The organism is Desulforhabdus amnigena (assembly GCF_027925305.1).
Lineage (GTDB): Bacteria > Desulfobacterota > Syntrophobacteria > Syntrophobacterales > Syntrophobacteraceae > Desulforhabdus > Desulforhabdus amnigena.
Window position 1 is genome coordinate 826595 of the sequence record NZ_BSDR01000001.1, and the last position, 17439, is coordinate 844033.

Sequence of the window (17439 nt, forward strand, 5' to 3'; positions counted from 1 at the left end):
TCCCGTTGTCTTAAACTGGGGATGGTTAAATCAAATAAATAATTATAGTAACAACTTGAAGATTAATAACGAATAATTATTTGTCAATAAGCCGCTTTTTCAGCCTTGAGTCAACCCTACCCCTTTGGTATCGTCATGACATTCAATATCATTTCACATCGATATTCAACTCCAGTTTGGCACTCGTTTCCTCCCGATCTTCCCTCTCTTCGGATTCCCTTGTGGTGATGCGGTTCGGTGAGATTCCCCCGATTTCGGTCAACTCCTCGACAATGCTCTTTGCCCTCGATTCGGCGAGCTGTTTCAATTCAGAGGTTGGAATGTTTTGAATTTCCATCAGTTTTGCATAGAGTTCCATTGCAAGGCGTTCATCCTTTCGGGTCTTATCAGCTTCCTCCATTTTTCTAGAATGCTCATGCCTCGTCATGGAGTCCTCAATTTCTTGGAACTTGAGTTCTCCAAGTTTTTCAACGAACATTTTCTTGAGAGCGTGCTGAATCCTTGGGTCGGCATAATCCACCGGGCCCGGTTCTTCGTGTGACTCCAGTTTGACATTTAGGGAAGCAAGCAAAGCCTGATGCACGCTGAGAGATCTGAGCGCCTTCCCATCGTCGGTGCTGCTGTATCGCCCCTGGACGGTGAGCTTCAATTGGGGACGGTTCTTGAGCGCTTCTGAGAGGTTATGGAGTTTTTCCTTTTCCGGCGGCAGAAGACCATTCTTTCCCGGTTCAAACGCTATGGTCTGAAGTGTGTCGTTTTCTCCCCCGAAGATGCCGGCCAAGAAACGAAACGGTGATGTGACAATCTTATTGAAGAGATTGAGGATGCCTTTCCACAGCAGATGCCCGTAATTGAACTGGGGATCATTAAGGTCTCCTCTGATCGGAAGACCGATATTGATCCTCCCGTTGGAATCCTGAAGCAGGGCGACGGCAAAATCCAGTGGAAGATTAACCGCATCCGGGCTTTCCACTCTCTGACCGAGCACCAGTTGATCGACTATGATTTTGTTATCTCCGAGAAGTTTGCTTTCTTTGATTTTGTAATTGAGGTCCAATGAAAGCTTCCCCGAATTGATCTTTCGACCGGCGAATTTACCCGAATAGGGAGTGAGCCGGGTCATCTCGACATTGCGAAAAATCATACGGATATCCGTGAACTGTTTGGGATCGAACAGATTGATCTTACCGTCGATCCTGGCCATTCCGTATTTGTCTACGTTTCCGTCGAGAAGAACTTGAGCTCGGGACTGCCTTGTAGAGGAAAGACCACTGATCACTCCGTTGAGTTGATGAATTTTGGATGCAAACTGAGGTTTCAGGCTCAAATCGGCAAAGTCCAGAATGCCGTTTACAATGCGAAGCGTATTCACACGCACTGCGAAGGATCTGTCCTTTTCTTTGCTGGAGACCATGGATTCACTGGATTTTGTTTCGTCGGAAGTCTTGGACTGCCTGAACATTCGGGTCACGTTCACGGTGCGATTCGGTTCGATTACGAGTTTTCCAAAGGGTTTCGAGAGTTTCAATTCTCCGATCTCGAGGGAGTCCGGGTTTATCATCAACCTGAGATCCGAGCTCTTGAGCTCTTCCCAACCGAAAAAGGGTGCCCCGGAATCGGATTCCATCAGCAGCAGGTTCTCCGACTGGATCTGACCTTGATACTTTAAATCCGGTTCGTTCTGAGATCCCTTGTAGTTCAGTGTCCCCTGTGTGGAGATGTTCCCGTTTTGGATTTTAAGTTTTACAAACGAATTCAAGTAGGGCTGGAAAGGAACCATGGCCAGCCCCAATACTTGGATACTGGTTTGAAAGGATGGAACCGCAGGATTGAAATTGCCCCGACATGCAAAATCTCCTCCCTGGCGCATCTTAAAGGTCAGCTCAAAATCCATGGTATCTTTGGGGGACACGTTGGTCAGTTTGAGAGACAATCCCTCCAAGTTCAGCTGTGCATGATGGGGTTGCACCGAATGATCCGAAAAGTTGATTGCAAAACGGGAAAGCGTGATGGCTTCAGATGCAAACCGCCACTGAGATTCCTCTTTGGCCGCCTTTTCGACATCACGCTCTGTGATCGCTTTCTCTTTGGAAGTCAGGAACCTTGTCCAATTGATGTTCCCCTCTTTGTCACGAAACACCTCCACACTTCCGCCCTCGATCCCTATTCGAAGTGCTGTAAAGGATTTGCGCGCTAGCTCGAACTCTCCGCCCTCCAAATGAACTTTTTCCATGCGTAATGAGGAATCCCGATCATCGAGGGATCCGCCTTGAACCTCTTTCAGGAATACCTTAAGGCCATGCAGGAAAACATTGGTTTCCTTGCCGCCGGTTTCAATCTCTGCGCCACATTGAACTTGCGTATCGGCTATCTGAGCATGTACCGATGGTTTACGGCTTTTATCTCGATACATCAGGCCAAGGTTTTGAATTTCAATGTCGTTGAAACGGAATCTCCACGGTCGGGGAGCTCCGGCGGGAGACAGCGAAGAGGATTTCCTGGCAGAGGCAGGCTTTTTCTTATCATTAGGACCAGGAAGGGACTTGATCAAATGCTGAAGATTTAGATTTCCTCCTGCATCGGTGAGTAAAGCCAGGGAACCGCTCTGAAAGGAAACTTTTCCGACATCGACTGTATGCGCGGAAAGGTCAAAACGTGTTCCACTTACCTGGACCTTCTTGAGCGCCATAAAGGGTTTTTCTGCATCCATCAATTGAAAGGAAGCATTTGAAAGCTCAATCTGAAGATCGCTTATTTCAAGCCTTGAGGGCGTTTTGCTCCCATCCACGAGGTAACTGCCGATCATGTCGATCTGTCCCCTAGGAGGGTGCATATTGAAGTGCTCTCTCATGAACGGCCACAAAGTAGCAGTCTCGATCTTTTCAAAATTTACTTTGCCCTTGGACTTGAGAGGGGCCAGCGAGATATCGCCTTCCCCATGAACTGCTTCTCCACCGCTCAATACCGCATTCAGAGTGTAAGTACCGGTTGAACCGGAAAGGGTGGAGAGGCTGTTGCACTGCAAGTCGATGGAGCGCACCTCAAATGTTTCCGGTGAAACTCCCCGCGTGTCTGTAATGTTTAGCCGGGCATGTTTTATGGAAAGGTTTTCCAATAGGAGAGGGGGAAGGATAATTTGCTCAGAACTCTCGGCACCCTGTGTACCGGAAATCATTTTGTTCACATTGAGTGTGCCGTCAGGTTCGATCATGACATTTATAGACGGTGTATCCATGGAAATTTCGTGGAAAACCCATGAACGATGAAGAATGCTCTTCCATTCTAAGTCGACAAAGAGGCGCCTCATTTCCCCCAGCGGCTTTGCCTCCTGATCTTCAATCTTGACTCCAGTGGCTTCCAGAGTGAGATCAAAAGGATTCACGCGAATTTCAGAAAGGCTGGCTTGAAGATTGATCCGTTTTTTGGCAAGATCTGGTATACTGCGTTCCAGAACAAAGGGAACCAGGAAGAATCCAACCAGGGCATAAAAAAAGAGGAGCGCAAAGAAAACCAGAACAGACTTGCTGAGCAAAACACCCCTTGCGATAGAAATCACTCTTTGAGTGGTTTTCGACTGGATATGAATTTTTTTCAATAACATTTGAAATCCCGCCTTATCCGTTCAAAATGAGATAATGATGAATCCCTGCGGCAAAGGGATGACTGACGCTGAGAGGAGTTCCCTAAATGAGATTCTGATGTCCAGATCCTTTGATACTTGCTGAATTTTTAGAAAATCACGGCAAAGAAGAACATAGGGCGAATCAATCATTTTCTGGAGCCATTTGAAAAGAGATGGTAGATATTCGTACCTGGTCGTTTCAGTCTGGAAAATATACGTTCAAGCCTTTTCATTTGCCAGTCTCATTTTTGGGAGAATTCTATATGTGCTCGGCTTCACCTCTACAGTTTCCTTCCAGATGGCAGCTCGCTTCTCTGTTTGCGATCTGCGTGCTTATGATCGCGAACTTTTGCTTTTCCGGTGTGTCCTGGGGAGAGGAACAGAAGATGGTGGATGAACCGGGACTCACTGTGTTCTCATCGGAAACTGTGCCTTCACCGTTAAAGACGGACACATCGAAGACGAACAGCGGATTGGAATCTCTTTCTGGACGCTCCAGTTCTGTTTACAGCAATGTCCTTCCCCAACACAAGGAATACCTTCGAGCCAGTCTGGAATTGATGGCGTTTCTTGGGATTTCGGCAGGGTACTATTACGGAACTCTGGGAGATCCTAAATGGTATGAGTTTAAATCGGCCGGTGAAAGTCTTGAGGCTCGTTTCATCACGGGAGATGCCTACCTTCTTGACAACAATGCATGGGATACCAATGTCGGACACATAGCTGCCGGTACCGGCTACTATCTGTTGAGCCGGGGAAATGATCTGAGTCTCATTGAATCCATGCTCCTGACCTTGGGGGCCTCGACCACATGGGAGATGTTTGGCGAACTTCAGGATGAGTTCAGCATCAACGACGCTATCATGACCCCTTTCGGCGGTTTTGCCATCGGTGAAGTTATGTACCAGTTCGGGGAATTTTTCCAGCACAGTTCTCATTCCATTCCCAATCAGGTCCTTGGGATTCTCTTCGGACCCTCTACAGCCATCCATCGTTGGCTGGATAACGACAGGCCCGCCCCTCCCGCCCATGTCGACAAGTTCGGTTTTACCACGGATGCCTGGCACCGGTTCCGGTTGTATGCCGGTGGGGGTGCGAGCTATTCGGGTGACACCCACAAATATTCTGCCGAATCTGAGATGGGTTTTGATTTTCAAGTGGTAACGGCGGAAAAATATGGCAAACCGGGAGAAGCCTCCACATTCTACAAGGATGGGGTATTCAATGAAATGGCTTTGGATGCGGTTTTGAGTGGAAGTGATGTAGTCGATTTCCGGTTTTTTTCAAAGACTGCATTCCTGGGTTATTACCAGCAAAACATCCTTAAAGAAGATGCCTCACAGAACCTGGAAGGAAACAGTTTGTTTGTTGGCTTGGGCAGCGCATTGGAATATTACAGTCACTTGTTTTCAGAGATGAGGGAAGAGGACAAACAGACCGTCTGTGACCTGATCGGTCCCTCCTTGGTTGCCGACTTCTACCATCAGGGGGCTCCACCTGCGGGTGGGTGCGGACATCTATCCCACTTTTTCAATGGTGCAACCGGCGGCGAGGGAGTTTTATAATCAGAATCGTAACCTCGCCGGTGTAAAGAGCGTCTATCGAGCTGAGGACTATTACTATGCCCTTGGTATGGGAACTGTGGGGAGAATGGAAATGGAGTATGGACCATTTGGTCTGGAGGGACATATTCGATACCACTACTTCAATTCCATTGAAGGGCTCGACCGCTATCAAAGCATTGTAGTAAACGATATCCCATTGGAAGACGAACGTCTCTGGTTGCAGTTGACCTTCCTTTACGATCTCCCCATTGAGAATCTCAAGTTGGGATTGAATGCTGACAAGATTTATCGCTGGAGCGACATCGATGATCACTCTTATGACATGAATGAAAGCAGGTTTTTTGCCAGGCTTGTCTTTGAGTTCTGACTCCCTGCCATCAGGGGGGGGAGGGTGTCGTTGAGGAATGCTCTATTTGTGGAATCAGCTTCTATCAAACCCAACAGAAAAAGGAGAGAAAAATGTTTAAGGAATTTAAAGAATTTGCCATGCGTGGGAATGTAGTTGACATGGCTGTGGGCATTATCATGGGTGCCGCTTTTGGAACCATAGTCAAATCGATTGTTTCAGACATTATCATGCCTCCCATTGGTCTCCTTTTGGGAAATGTTGATTTTTCCAACCTCTTTCTAGTCTTGAAAGAGGGAGCAACCCCCGGGCCTTACACTGCATTGGCTGACGCTCAAAAAGCTGGAGCCGTCACCATCAACTATGGCTTGTTTCTGAATACAGTCATCAGTTTTTTAATCGTCAGCTTTGCCGTATTTCTTCTCATCAGGAGCATCAACAGACTCCAAGCCCAAACGTCGGGTCCTCCACCCGAAGCCACGACAAAGGAATGTCCTTATTGTTTTTCCGTTATTCCCATCAAAGCAACCCGTTGCCCTCACTGTACATCGGAACTGTAAAGTGCGTGGCGGTGAGAGGCAGATTCTCATTCCATTTTTCCCAAACCTCCTCAAGCTTTCTGAAAACCTTCAGAATTGAATGCTCTCTTGCAGATATAATCTGCAAGAGAGCATTCGAAATGGAACCCATTCCACTTTGCTTGAACGAATGTGCCGCCATCGATCCATGACAAGAAACAATATTAAAATATTTTATGCTAGCAAAAACCATTCAAAACACCTTACGAAAAATTTACTCAAGGTTTGGATCGGAGATACGCCAGATGTTGATCTATCTCCTTCTCGCCCTTATAAGCATTTATGTCGCTATGGGAGCCATCCTTTACGCTTTCCAGTCTTCGTTTGTCTATTTTCCCGACCGTCAGATCGTATCCAATCCACATAATATTGATCTTCCATATGATGCCGTTACTTTTTCTGCTCAGGATGGGGTAGAGCTTTTCGGGTGGTTTGTGCCTGCGTTGAGAGAGCGGGCGGTCATTCTTTTTTGCCATGGGAATGCGGGAAACATTTCTGATCGCTTGCAATACATCAAAATGTTCAATGCGTTGGATTTCAGCGTTTTCGCTTTCGATTACCGTGGTTATGGTCGGAGCCATGGAGAACCGAGTGAGCAGGGAACCTATCTAGATGCTCAGGCCGCATGGGATTATTTGACTCAAAAGAGAGGGGTTTCCCCCGGGGATATCGTTATATTCGGAGAATCCCTGGGGGGAGCGATCGGGGCGTGGCTGGCCCAGAATAAAGATCCTGCAGCGCTGATTATCCAAGCGGCATTCATCTCCATTCCTGCGATGGCATCCCATTTGTACCCGATGTTTCCTGCGAGGTTTTTGACACGCTATAGTTACAGCACTATCGATTATCTTCGTCAGGTCAAGGTTCCTGTATTGATCGCTCACAGTTGTGACGACGACATTATTCCTTTCGATCAGGGGATGAAGTTATATGAAGCAGCCAAGGAACCGAAACAGTTTCTTGAGATGAGAGGTGACCATAATACAGGCTATGTGTCTTCCGGTAAGACCTATGCCGATGGCATCAACGAATTTCTCTCCAAGTACATTCGAAGGCAAATCACTCAAAGAAAACAGTTGGGGACTCTCGAAAAATCGATCAAGATGAATTAGTTTAATTTTCTCTGCGAAAATTGCGGCGATTATTCCTCTCCATGCGCTCCAGGATTCTATGCCATTGGGAAGATATATTTCGGATGATTTTCGAACTTTTTGTTCCACGCATTGTGGCGTGGCAGAATTCAAAGAGAGGAGAAATGATGCGATCCCTAGAAAATTACGGAATGGATAAGTCTCTCCTGCTTTTGGTTCTTGCAGTTTTTTTGGGGTTGGCTGGATGCCGGAGTCTCTCCCTCAGTGGGGTTGGAAAGATGGTTTCTGAAGAAAACCGTATCCCCCTCGTTGAGGCTGGCACGGAATACGGCTCTTGGCAAACTAGGGATTTGACTCTTGATTATCGGTATTCACGTGATCAAAGCACACTTGGCATTTCCGGTGCAATAAGTTTTGCCGGCCAGTTGAAGAACAACTTCAGTTTTCTGGAATACTTCTATCTTTCAGTGATCTTTCTGGATTCGCAAGGCAGGGTCCTCGAAATGCGAGGACTTACGAGCACCAATTACGGTTATATCGACTATCCGATAACATTCAATACGACACTAACTGTTCCCTACACAACCCAATCCATTGCATTCAGTTACAGGGGGCAGGCGCGCTCAGCGGGTTCTCATGACACGGGTTCTTCCACATATTTCTGGGAATATCCGATTCACTGATCTATTCGTATGTATTTCGCCATCATATCAAACAAAACCGAATAGACGTAAGCCGTCTTTCAAGAACGACAATCCGAATCCCAAGAGCGCTATTCCAAGGCATCTTTGCACATTGACGTAGATCCTGCTGTTCAGAAAATTTCGTGATTTTTCAACGAGGGCCGCAATCAGGACTTTCGATCCGATAATGCATATATAAAACCCTGCCAGGAATAGTGCAGATGAAAAGATACTGGATTCAGATGCCTTCAGAATGGTAGGAGACCCAACAGCAAACCAAAAAATATAAGGACTTGGATTCAGCAGGTTCGTAAAAATTCCCTTTTTCAGCGATTGCGGTTTAACCTTCTGAATATGAAGGGAAATTGCTTGTGTGGTCACACTCTCATAGGCGAGGAAAAAGAGGAAAAGTGCGCCGGATAGGGAAATAACTCCCAGTATCGGTTTCATGTTGGACAAACGTGACAGGATGAAAGCGGTCAACAAAATGATGGGGAGATCCGTGATAAGGGGTGCCACGGCTACTTTGATTCCCTCTTTTACATTATGGCGCAAAGTTTCTGAAACGACCAAGGTGAGTAATGGGCCGGGGGAGATTCCTGCCGTCAATCCCAAGAGCATCCCTGAGCTTAAGTACATAATTTCATAAGTCATTTTTAGGTTGCCTGCCAAGATTCCACTTCGTAGCCGATTGGTTCGGAAGCTCTCTTGTGTTGTTGTTCATTTGATGAATCGCATAGTAAACGGATACCTGTAGGAGATTCCCTCGCTTGCCTTCCCCGCCGCAATGATGACCAGGACAATATCCACAATCGCAAGGGCCATCAAGCCAAAAAAACCTACGATGACGAACACCAGCAGCGAGGAAATCAGCGCGTAAATGGTCATGGATATTTGAAAGTTGAGGGCCTCCTTGCCTTGTTCGTCGACAAAGGGAAATTCTTTCCTTTTGATGAGCCACACCAGCAAGGGACCGATGATGTGTCCAAAAGGGAAAAGGAGATAGATGCCCACTGGAAACCAGATAAACCCTAAGAGTGCGCTCAGGTGGCAAAACATGGCCCAGTTTTTTTCCTGTTTTTGCAGATCATCTTCTACATCAGGTTTTGAATCAATGGGAAGCTTTTGATTGGCAGAGCCCATAAGAAAACACCTTAGTTTGGAGAAATATATGTTTACACTGTTGATGATTCGGGAGGGTTCTATGACTTCTATTTAAAGCCTATCCGAAAACCTTCCTCGGTAGAGGATACCCCTTCACTTTCCCCTCGAGGGGGGACAAAGGGATGGCCAAAGTCTACAGCAGGTTTCCGGATAGGTTAATAGGATGCATGCATCAAACATCCAGTTGTGAAAACAAGGCGTCTGATATGCATCCCTTATTTTTTATGAAGTTTTGCCTGTTTCAGGTTGAGCCTGGGGTTTGTTTTCCTCCATCATGGGGCACATTGAAGACATGCCTTTCATACCTTTCATTCCCTCATAACCTTTGTTCCTGTGCATTTTTTCCATCATACAACACATGCCTGCGTGTTGCATGTCTGCCATTTTAGCTCGCATTTCCTTGCGCTGGGTTGTCATCAATTCGATGACCGCCTCCATCGCGGCTATTTTGTCATCACCCTTGGCCGTCTTCATGGTGGTGACTTTGGCATCCAAGGCCTCATCCATGGCCTTCATCTCGGCAACCATCTGATCGTGTTTGGCCATCATCTCCTTGCATCGTTCCATCATTTCACTATAGCCTTCTCCGCTCTTATGATGCCTCTCATGCTTCATGCCACCATGCTGGTGACCAGCGGATTCAGCGCCTGTAGAAGACGGGGCCTTTTCGTCTGTCTTTTGCTGTGCATATGCCGCCGGAGGAGAAAACGCCAGAGCAAATGCGAACAGAATGTACATGATGGAATATATTTTTTTCATAATTCACTCCCTCTCATTGAATCTTCCCGCATCTCAAGTCCTGAAAGAAAAACCGGATTTCCTTTCTCTCATGCGATGCGGTCGGGAAGACGATCTCGGTTTTATTGTGTTCCTTGCAGTGAAGGAACAATCTACCCATACATCCTCACCAACTCAGAAAAGCCTTTCGACAAATCGAGCCCTTACGACTTCATCGAAGGACTCACACGGAAAACTCGATCATTCGCGTCGGCCGAAGAGTCGCAGCAACATGAGAAACAGGTTGATAAAATCCAGATAGAGGCGCAACGCCCCAATGACGGCCCCCTTTCTGGCCGCTTCCTCGTCACCGAAACCCTGAAGAGCCATTACCTTGATCTGCTGCGCATCGTAGGCCGTCAAACCCACAAAGACGATGATTCCGGCATAAGTGATTACCCAATAGATAGCTTCACTCTGAAAGAAAATATTCACTAGGGAGGCGAGTACGACACCGATCAATCCCATAGTGAGAAAGCTCGACCAGGAAGTCAGATCCTTTCTGGTAGCGTGGCCGTAAAGACTCATGGCGCCAAAAGTCCCAGCCGTAATAAAAAAAGTGGTCGAAATGGAAGCTCGAGTATATGCCAGAAAGATCGCTGCCAGTGTCAATCCGTTGATGGCGGAATAAAGAAAGAACATCATCACAGCCGTAGAAGCTCTCAAGCGATTGATGGCTGCACTCAAAGCGATTACCAATCCCAGCTCGCCCACAATGAGACCGAAAAACACCACCGGAGAACCAAAAATCATGCTGATCATGGCAGGGCTTGATGCCGTAAAAAGGGAAACCACTGCAGTCGTGGCCAATCCGAGCCCCATCCAGTTGTAAACACGCAGAATAAAATCACTCTGAACCGCAACAATCCGTTCTTTGGGGTAGTAAATCTGCCTATCCATTTTTAAATCCTTCTTTTTTCTGTGGAAGCAAGTAACCGACTTACTTGCAGCCTTGATTCATCCTTTTGCCGTGTTGAAAACCTGCTCATGACCAAGCATGTTCAACTCAAAGAAATAGCTGTGGATCATATCGATCTTATGGAGCAGAATCAACCTATTCAGCACTAATCTAAGATAATCTTTATAATGTGACTGTCTATAGAAGAGCATTCAGACGTTTCGAAGGGTGAGGAATCAATCAATGAAATCATGCGACATGTTTCGCGTCCATCACGGTCTGCTCGATTTCCGGCTCTGTGAATCGTTATTGCCTTTTGAAGGCATTGAAGGATCTCAAGAAACTTCTCTTTTAGAAAAATATGCCTTCTGCTATTATGCTTCGTATGCGAATGAAAATGCATATTTCCCTGTTACGGACAGCTTGAGAATTCCTCTCAAATTCCTATGAGTTTGAATCGAGGGGCATCCCGTGAAACAATTTCTTATGCGGATGAAATGTTTTGGCGGAGATTTGGAGCGGTAATGGGATCTTGCCACCTCAAGATGCGCTGCAATCCATGAAGATTTTCAATTTTCGTTCTGGTACCTTATGCACGTCTATAGAGCTGGTGCTTTTGCACTACATCATCGTATAGGCAGGATAGGGCAGGACTTGTGATCTACCGGTTTTGTGAGGCTGTTTGAACGAGGCTTGATTGAGAAATGCTGTCATGAACACGAAAGGAGAAAAAATGCGACGCACTATGGTGATTGTTCTTTCGTTGGCATTCGTTTTGAGCGTTTTACCCGGTTTATCCTTTGCATTGACGCCTTTCGAAATCTTTGAGTCGAGCACACTCAATGAAGTCATCAAACGGAATAAATTGATCGTAGGAATGGAAGTCGAATTTTTTCCTTTCGAGTATGCCAATGAAAAGGGTGAACCGGTGGGGTTCGATGTCGATATCGCCAGACTTGCCGCCAAAGAGCTGGGGGTTGAAATAGAAATCAAGGATATGGAGTTCAATGGACTCATTCCCGCGCTTCAGGGGGGTAAGGTGGATATGATCATTTCAGGAATGACGCGCACGCTCACACGTGCAAAAACGGTATCCTTTACGGAACCCTATTTTGAGACGGGACTGTGCCTCCTTCTGAGCAAAAAGAAAGCTCCCGATATCAACGACGTGAAGGAATTGAACAACGAGGGGCGGGTCGTTGCTGTTAAATTGGGCACCACAGGGGATATCATTGCCACTCAGATGCTTGCCAAGGCTCAGATCAACCGCTACAAAGACGAAACGGCTTGTGTGCGGGAAGTGGTCACCGGCCGGGCTGACGCTTTCATTTACGATCAGCTTTCCATCAGCAAACACAACAGAGAAAATCCCGACAGTACGCGAGCGATCCTCAAACCTTTCACTTATGAACCTTTTGCCATTGCCCTGCGCAAAGGGGATTTCGATTTTTTGAACTGGCTGAACATGTACATTGAAACCATCAAAAGGGATGGACGCTACGACGAGCTCTATAAAAAATACTTCAGTGATCTTCTAAAATAAGATGGGGAGAGGATATAAAGTTCTGGTCCGTATGCTTGCCGTCCTTGGTGTGGCGGCAAGCCTTTTTTATCTTTTCCTCCAAATCGATTATCCCTGGAATTGGCGAGTTCCCTGGGAATATCGATGGCTGTTCATAAGGGGGTTTTACTACACTTTAACCATTTCCATCGGTGCCACGATTTTCGGATTCATCATGGGTGTGATGGGGGGCCTGGCCAGAGTCTCAAAAAATATCATCGTCAGAGAGCTGGCCACGCTTTACGTGGAATTGTTCCGCGGAACGCCTCTTCTCGTTCAGATTTATATTTTCTATTTTTGCGTGGCCACTGTTGTGCATTTCGACAATCCTCTCATTATCGGCATGATCACACTGGCATTTTTTTCCGGCGCCTATATCACGGAGATGGTTCGGGCCGGGATTGAATCCATAGATAAAGGCCAATTGGAGGCTGCAAAATCCACGGGACTGGATCATTGGATGACAATGCGCTATATTGTCTTTCCGCAGGCGCTGCGCCGTATCATCCCCCCCGTCACGGGCCAGTTCGTTTCTGTCGTGAAGGATTCGTCTCTCCTCTCGGTCATTTCCGTGCGGGAACTCACCAAGGCTTCGGAAGTGATCAACGCGACAACCTACAAAACCTTCGAGGCTTACCTGCCTTTGGCGCTGCTCTATCTCTTCATTACTTATCCACTCTCCTATTTGACCCGCCGATTGGAACAAAAGATAAAACATGACTGATGAAGATGGGGGTGCACCCTTTTTGAAAAATGATTCTGGTGTACACCATGCTTCATCGAAGCGATACGTTCAATCTGCCTGAGAATCCGAGTTCTTGCACGGGAAGGTGTGTTCATCCGATCGACTTGTGCCAGGAGAGTCTCCGTTCCAGCCAGCGGGAAAGACTGGTAAAGGCATAACAAATGACAAAATAGATCACTGAAATAAAGAGGAAGATTTCTGCGGGGTAGATCATGCTGCGGTTGTTGATCTGTGTGGCTACATGAGTCAGTTCGGAAACGCCCACGATGAAGGCGAGGGATGTATCCTTTATCAGAGATACGAACTGGTTCACGAAAGAAGGAACCATGTTGCGGAGGCCTTGGGGCAAAATGATATAGAACATGGCTTGCCAGGGGTGCAGGCCCGTGGAAATAGCCGCTTCCATTTGTCCTTTGGGAATGCTCTCGATGCCCGCTCTGACGATCTGGGCCATGTAAGCGGAAGTGAAAAAGGTCAGGGCAGCGATCACCGTATTGACCTCCGGCACGCTGTGTCCCAGGACTCCGGGAAGAAGAAAATACATGAAGAAGATGACCATCAGGAGAGGCACGCCGCGAATGGCGTTGATGATGGCTATGGTAGGGTAGCGTATTGCCCGGATATGCGAAATACTCAACAAGCCAAGAATCAATCCACCGAAGAATGAAAGCACACAGGAAGACACAGCGAGAATGAGAGTCAACGCAACTCCACCCAAATGTCCATGGGGGTAGCTGCCTATGAAAAAATAGGTCAGGTTTTTGGAGATGATGGAAAAATCAAGCCATGAGCCCATTTTAATGGCCCTTTACCGGTTTGAGAACGTAATGATTGTATAGATTCACAACCGCCGTGAGAATCAATGACATTGCCAGATAAATCAATGTAGCCGCTGTGAAGGATTCATAGCCTTTGAACGTGTAGCTTTCGATCTGCCGTGCCTGATAGGTCAATTCAGCCACTCCAATGGTCATTGCCAAAGATGAGTTTTTCATCAGATTCAAGAACTGATTGATAAGGGGCGGAATAGTATTGCGAATGGCCTGGGGCAAGATGATGTACCGCATGGCGCGGAGAAAGCTGAAACCTGCACTCCGCGCCGCTTCCATCTGCTCTTTTGGAATGGAGCGAATTCCAGAGCGAATGTCTTCTGCAATGAAGGCTGAAGTATAGATCGTCAAGGCAATCACGGCGGCGGTGAATTCAAAGTGGGTTTGGGCGAGCCAGTCGTTTACGACCCGGGGCAGTACCTTATACGACCCGAAGTACCAGAAAAAGATCTGCACTAAAAGTGGCGTATTCCGGGTAAACTCAAGGTAGCCGAGCGCGAACCATCGAAAAACGGATACGTGGCTCATCCTCATCACTGCAATGATGAGGCCGAGAAGGAAAGCCAGAAAGATCGACACAGCCGAAATTTGGATGGTTGTGATCGTACCCGAGATAAGCCAATCGAAGTACTTTCCGGATGTGATGATTGCCCAGTCAAAATCGTAATTGAGCACGACTTTTTCGCCCTTCGAACTTTTTCTAGTTATCAGCGGTTATAGTGAAGTTGCGTTTGATGGGTGTGCTGGATTGGGGACCGAACCACTTCTCAAAGATTTCCTTGGCCTTTCCACTTTTTTCCATTTCGAGCAGGGTGGTGTTGACGAAATCGACGAAAGCCTTATCGCCTTTGCGCATACCTAGGCCGTAAGGTTCATCGGAAATCTGAATGTCGGGAATTTCGAATTCTTCTTTGTTGGGAGCTTTGGCCAACATACCGGCGAGAAGAGATTCGTCGGTAGTCACGGCAAACACTTTGCCCTGTTGAAGGGCCAGGAAGGCTTGGGGATAGTCATCGAAAGAAAGAATGGTTGCGCTGGGTAAGGCTTTGGCCACATTCTGTTCGGACGTGGAACCCTTGGCTGTTCCGATCTTTTTCCCTTCCAAATCACTAAGAGCCTTCACCGTCCCTTTTTTTACCAGGAATTTCTGACCCGTTGCAAAGTAGGTGTAGCTGAAATCAATCTGTTGAGCGCGTTCCGGCGTTTTGGTCATGGTTGCTGCAATGATGTCGATATTGCCTTCGGTGAGCTGTGGCATGCGGCTGGCTGAAGTAACGGCCTTGAGCTCGAGTTTCACACCGAGTTTGTCTGCAATGGCTTTGACGAAATCGATATCGTAGCCGACGATCTGGCGCGTGGTTTCATCGACGTACCCAAAAGGCGGGAGCGAATCCTTTACTCCAGCGACAAGCACGCCTTTTGCTTTCACATCGGCCAGGGTATCTCCAGCAAACGCCGCACCACTGAGCATTCCCATGACTGCCATCGCCAAAAACATGATTCCAAGCTTTTTCATACATTCCCCCTTTTTGAAGTTTATATGGATTCACTCCCCGGAGCACACCCTGGTCGCGACAATCGCAGGCAAGGCCCACTCCTGGAAGATAAAAATTTTATCCTTACGTTTTGACCTTCCCGTCGATGGGGTCAATGCATCGGTGACAGCACCTGTTTCAAAAACTGCTTTGTTCTTTCCTGCCTTGGATTGATGAAGAATTCATCCGGACTTGCCTCTTCCAGTATCTGGCCGTGATCAATGAAAACCACTCTATCCGAAACTTCTCGGGCAAAACCCATTTCGTGAGTGACCACGACCATGGTCATCCCTTCCATGGCGAGATCCTTCATGACCGCCAGCACTTCACCGATCATCTCAGGATCCAAAGCGGATGTGGGTTCATCGAAAAGCATGATCTTGGGTTTCATGGCAAGGGAGCGAGCTATGGCCACCCTTTGTTGCTGTCCCCCTGAAAGCTGTGACGGATACGCCTTCTTTTTCTCTGCCAGCCCCACCCGCTCCAAAAGGGCCATTGCTTGTTCTTCGGCTTCCTTCCTAGGGGTCTGACGGATCTTGATGGGGGCCAGTGTGATGTTGCTGAGGACACTCAAATGGGGATAGAGGTTGAACTGCTGAAAAACAAACCCCACTTCTGCACGAAGCTTATTGATATCCGTTTTGGGGTCGGATAGATCCATTCCATCGACAATGAGCTTTCCTTCGTCAATGGGTTCCAACTGATTGATCGTACGGATGAGAGTCGATTTTCCTGAACCTGAAGGACCGCATACAACGACGACTTCTCCCGGCTGCACCAGCAAGTTTATGTTATTAAGCACATGAAGTTTCTTGAACCACTTATGCACCCCTTGAAATTCAATCATTATAGCACCCTGAGTATAAACATGGTTGACATGCCACTCGTCCCTATGACGACCAGCTATCAGAATCCAGTGACGGAGCAAATGGTCTATCCATTGCTCATCTGCTTCAAAGGACAGATGGATTTGCCCATGGCTGACTACAATTTCGTTCGCTTTTTGATAAGAAAGAAGCCGATTCCCAATCCTGTATACCTAACGGAACTCCGCAGGTCAAGAAAACCTGTCTGGAAGTGGCTGGGGAAATCCATCTGGAAGTTCCCCAGAGAAACCGTCCTTCGCTATCTGTCTTCTATTTGCCATAAGTTTTGGGATTGACCGTAAGAACCGGAACAGGAGAGTTCTTCACCACTTTTTCGGCTACGCTTCCAAAAGGAAAATTCGCTTTCATCCCGTGAGTGGCCAGAATGACGAGATCTGCTCCATATGCATCTATTGCCCGCAGTATTTCTTTAGCGGGATCGCCCAAAACAATATGAATATGGTAACGAGGGCATCCCTTCAGTTTGTCGTTGCAAAGTTCTTCAAGGCGCTCTCGTGATATTTTCATTCCGTATTCCTGCAGGTCGTGAATATGTTTTGCATCCAATCCACTCCCCCAAAAGTGTTCAAACATCGTTAGATCTTCTGCGACATGAAGCAGATGCACTTCCGCTTCGTATTTTTTAGTCAATGACGCGACGAAATCCTCGGCTGCCGAAGCGGCCTTCGAGAAATCTGTCGGCCATAGAATCCTTTTGATTTCCATGGTCTTACCTCCAATATCTTTTTCAGCGATTCGCAGGCCTTGAGTGCCATTTATGGAAACCCCACCCTGACAAATCGCTGGAATATCAAAGAGTCGTTTCTTTACCCTCCAATGATAAGATTGGTCGGCTTACATTGCAACGAAAGGCAAAAGAGCTTCAAAAACAGTATAAGATATGGAAAATATTTATAATTTTAAGGCGATTTTTGCAAAGCGCTTTTCAATGGCAGCCTGTGAGATACAAACGGAAGCTCTCAAGACTTTTCCTTCATACTACCGCTAGATTGTCGGTTGATTTGTTGATTCAGTTTTCCCATAATGCTCACATTGTGAAGCAATAAACGAATGTTCTTTATTGCTAAAATACGTTACCTCCCATGGGTGGAGTGGTCTAACGAAAGATGAAAAAACGCAAAGAGGTGCAAGGCAATAGAGAAACCGGGAAACGCTCT

At 47.0% G+C, this 17439-nt stretch carries 17 protein-coding genes; 7 read left to right on the forward strand and 10 right to left on the reverse strand.

Annotated elements, in window-relative coordinates:
* Positions 1 to 148 precede the first annotated feature (148 nt).
* Positions 149 to 3601, reverse strand: a complete 3453-nt coding sequence (locus QMG16_RS03675; protein WP_281792320.1) for a DUF748 domain-containing protein — start codon at positions 3599 to 3601, stop codon at positions 149 to 151.
* 407 nt (positions 3602 to 4008) lie between these two features.
* On the opposite strand from QMG16_RS03675, the gene QMG16_RS03680 reads away from it, so the two are divergent.
* From QMG16_RS03680 to QMG16_RS03700, 5 genes are all read left to right on the forward strand, one after another.
* The gene (locus tag QMG16_RS03680) at positions 4009 to 5187 is read left to right on the forward strand and encodes a DUF3943 domain-containing protein (protein WP_281792321.1); all 1179 of its coding nucleotides are present in this window, start codon (positions 4009 to 4011) and stop codon (positions 5185 to 5187) included.
* A gap of 91 nt (positions 5188 to 5278) precedes the next feature.
* On the forward strand, positions 5279 to 5554 hold the full coding sequence (locus tag QMG16_RS03685; RefSeq protein ID WP_281792322.1) for a hypothetical protein: 276 nt from the start codon (positions 5279 to 5281) through the stop codon (positions 5552 to 5554).
* 92 nt (positions 5555 to 5646) lie between these two features.
* Complete coding sequence (gene mscL / locus QMG16_RS03690) at positions 5647 to 6093, forward strand: large-conductance mechanosensitive channel protein MscL (protein WP_281792323.1); 447 nt, start codon at positions 5647 to 5649, stop codon at positions 6091 to 6093.
* A gap of 263 nt (positions 6094 to 6356) precedes the next feature.
* A complete protein-coding gene (locus QMG16_RS03695) occupies positions 6357 to 7223 on the forward strand; it encodes an alpha/beta hydrolase (protein ID WP_281792324.1) in 867 nt (288 codons plus the stop codon).
* 143 nt (positions 7224 to 7366) lie between these two features.
* The gene (locus QMG16_RS03700) at positions 7367 to 7885 is read left to right on the forward strand and encodes a hypothetical protein (RefSeq protein WP_281792325.1); all 519 of its coding nucleotides are present in this window, start codon (positions 7367 to 7369) and stop codon (positions 7883 to 7885) included.
* Between the two features lie 27 nt (positions 7886 to 7912).
* Here the strand turns inward: QMG16_RS03700 and QMG16_RS03705 are convergent, their stop codons facing one another.
* The 4 genes from QMG16_RS03705 to QMG16_RS03720 all read right to left on the reverse strand — a co-directional run bounded on the left by QMG16_RS03705 (position 7913) and on the right by QMG16_RS03720 (position 10726).
* Positions 7913 to 8539: a LysE family translocator gene (locus QMG16_RS03705; RefSeq protein WP_281792326.1), complete on the reverse strand. Its 627-nt coding sequence runs from the start codon at positions 8537 to 8539 to the stop codon at positions 7913 to 7915.
* A 66-nt stretch (positions 8540 to 8605) separates the two neighbouring features.
* Positions 8606 to 9028: a DUF4870 domain-containing protein gene (locus QMG16_RS03710; RefSeq protein ID WP_281792327.1), complete on the reverse strand. Its 423-nt coding sequence runs from the start codon at positions 9026 to 9028 to the stop codon at positions 8606 to 8608.
* A gap of 243 nt (positions 9029 to 9271) precedes the next feature.
* Positions 9272 to 9808 carry a hypothetical protein gene (locus tag QMG16_RS03715; protein ID WP_281792328.1) on the reverse strand — a complete coding sequence of 179 codons (537 nt, stop codon included), beginning with the start codon at positions 9806 to 9808 and terminating at the stop codon, positions 9272 to 9274.
* 219 nt (positions 9809 to 10027) lie between these two features.
* Positions 10028 to 10726 carry a Bax inhibitor-1/YccA family protein gene (locus tag QMG16_RS03720; protein WP_281792329.1) on the reverse strand — a complete coding sequence of 233 codons (699 nt, stop codon included), beginning with the start codon at positions 10724 to 10726 and terminating at the stop codon, positions 10028 to 10030.
* A 731-nt stretch (positions 10727 to 11457) separates the two neighbouring features.
* Between QMG16_RS03720 and QMG16_RS03725 the strand changes: the two genes are divergently transcribed.
* Both QMG16_RS03725 and QMG16_RS03730 read left to right on the forward strand, forming a co-directional pair.
* On the forward strand, positions 11458 to 12267 hold the full coding sequence (locus QMG16_RS03725) for a transporter substrate-binding domain-containing protein (protein WP_281792330.1): 810 nt from the start codon (positions 11458 to 11460) through the stop codon (positions 12265 to 12267).
* 31 nt (positions 12268 to 12298) lie between these two features.
* Positions 12299 to 13009: an amino acid ABC transporter permease gene (locus QMG16_RS03730; RefSeq protein ID WP_281792331.1), complete on the forward strand. Its 711-nt coding sequence runs from the start codon at positions 12299 to 12301 to the stop codon at positions 13007 to 13009.
* A gap of 112 nt (positions 13010 to 13121) precedes the next feature.
* Here QMG16_RS03730 and QMG16_RS03735 read toward each other — a convergent pair whose 3' ends face one another.
* The 5 genes from QMG16_RS03735 to QMG16_RS03755 form a co-directional block, all read right to left on the reverse strand.
* Positions 13122 to 13826: an amino acid ABC transporter permease gene (locus QMG16_RS03735; protein WP_281792332.1), complete on the reverse strand. Its 705-nt coding sequence runs from the start codon at positions 13824 to 13826 to the stop codon at positions 13122 to 13124.
* A gap of 1 nt (position 13827) precedes the next feature.
* The gene (locus QMG16_RS03740) at positions 13828 to 14535 is read right to left on the reverse strand and encodes an amino acid ABC transporter permease (RefSeq protein ID WP_281792333.1); all 708 of its coding nucleotides are present in this window, start codon (positions 14533 to 14535) and stop codon (positions 13828 to 13830) included.
* 25 nt (positions 14536 to 14560) lie between these two features.
* A complete protein-coding gene (locus QMG16_RS03745; RefSeq protein WP_281792334.1) occupies positions 14561 to 15376 on the reverse strand; it encodes an ABC transporter substrate-binding protein in 816 nt (271 codons plus the stop codon).
* 131 nt (positions 15377 to 15507) lie between these two features.
* Entirely contained in the window at positions 15508 to 16242 is a 735-nt protein-coding gene (locus QMG16_RS03750) for an amino acid ABC transporter ATP-binding protein (RefSeq protein WP_281792335.1), read from the reverse strand.
* 289 nt (positions 16243 to 16531) lie between these two features.
* Positions 16532 to 16987, reverse strand: a complete 456-nt coding sequence (locus QMG16_RS03755) for a universal stress protein (RefSeq protein WP_281792336.1) — start codon at positions 16985 to 16987, stop codon at positions 16532 to 16534.
* Positions 16988 to 17439: the final 452 nt, after the last annotated feature.

What these genes read in the sequence shown, in the direction of transcription:
- QMG16_RS03705 (WP_281792326.1), bottom strand. Translation starts at nt 8,539, where the DNA reads ATGACTTATGAAATTATGTACTTAAGCTCAGGGATGCTCTTGGGATTG.
- QMG16_RS03725 (WP_281792330.1), top strand. Translation starts at nt 11,458, where the DNA reads ATGCGACGCACTATGGTGATTGTTCTTTCGTTGGCATTCGTTTTGAGC.
- QMG16_RS03750 (WP_281792335.1), bottom strand. Translation starts at nt 16,242, where the DNA reads ATGATTGAATTTCAAGGGGTGCATAAGTGGTTCAAGAAACTTCATGTG.
- QMG16_RS03735 (WP_281792332.1), bottom strand. Translation starts at nt 13,826, where the DNA reads ATGGGCTCATGGCTTGATTTTTCCATCATCTCCAAAAACCTGACCTAT.
- QMG16_RS03720 (WP_281792329.1), bottom strand. Translation starts at nt 10,726, where the DNA reads ATGGATAGGCAGATTTACTACCCCAAAGAACGGATTGTTGCGGTTCAG.
- QMG16_RS03685 (WP_281792322.1), top strand. Translation starts at nt 5,279, where the DNA reads ATGGAGTATGGACCATTTGGTCTGGAGGGACATATTCGATACCACTAC.
- mscL (WP_281792323.1), top strand. Translation starts at nt 5,647, where the DNA reads ATGTTTAAGGAATTTAAAGAATTTGCCATGCGTGGGAATGTAGTTGAC.
- QMG16_RS03675 (WP_281792320.1), bottom strand. Translation starts at nt 3,601, where the DNA reads ATGTTATTGAAAAAAATTCATATCCAGTCGAAAACCACTCAAAGAGTG.
- QMG16_RS03680 (WP_281792321.1), top strand. Translation starts at nt 4,009, where the DNA reads ATGGTGGATGAACCGGGACTCACTGTGTTCTCATCGGAAACTGTGCCT.
- QMG16_RS03755 (WP_281792336.1), bottom strand. Translation starts at nt 16,987, where the DNA reads ATGGAAATCAAAAGGATTCTATGGCCGACAGATTTCTCGAAGGCCGCT.
- QMG16_RS03700 (WP_281792325.1), top strand. Translation starts at nt 7,367, where the DNA reads ATGATGCGATCCCTAGAAAATTACGGAATGGATAAGTCTCTCCTGCTT.
- QMG16_RS03730 (WP_281792331.1), top strand. Translation starts at nt 12,299, where the DNA reads ATGCTTGCCGTCCTTGGTGTGGCGGCAAGCCTTTTTTATCTTTTCCTC.
- QMG16_RS03695 (WP_281792324.1), top strand. Translation starts at nt 6,357, where the DNA reads ATGTTGATCTATCTCCTTCTCGCCCTTATAAGCATTTATGTCGCTATG.
- QMG16_RS03710 (WP_281792327.1), bottom strand. Translation starts at nt 9,028, where the DNA reads ATGGGCTCTGCCAATCAAAAGCTTCCCATTGATTCAAAACCTGATGTA.
- QMG16_RS03715 (WP_281792328.1), bottom strand. Translation starts at nt 9,808, where the DNA reads ATGAAAAAAATATATTCCATCATGTACATTCTGTTCGCATTTGCTCTG.
- QMG16_RS03745 (WP_281792334.1), bottom strand. Translation starts at nt 15,376, where the DNA reads ATGAAAAAGCTTGGAATCATGTTTTTGGCGATGGCAGTCATGGGAATG.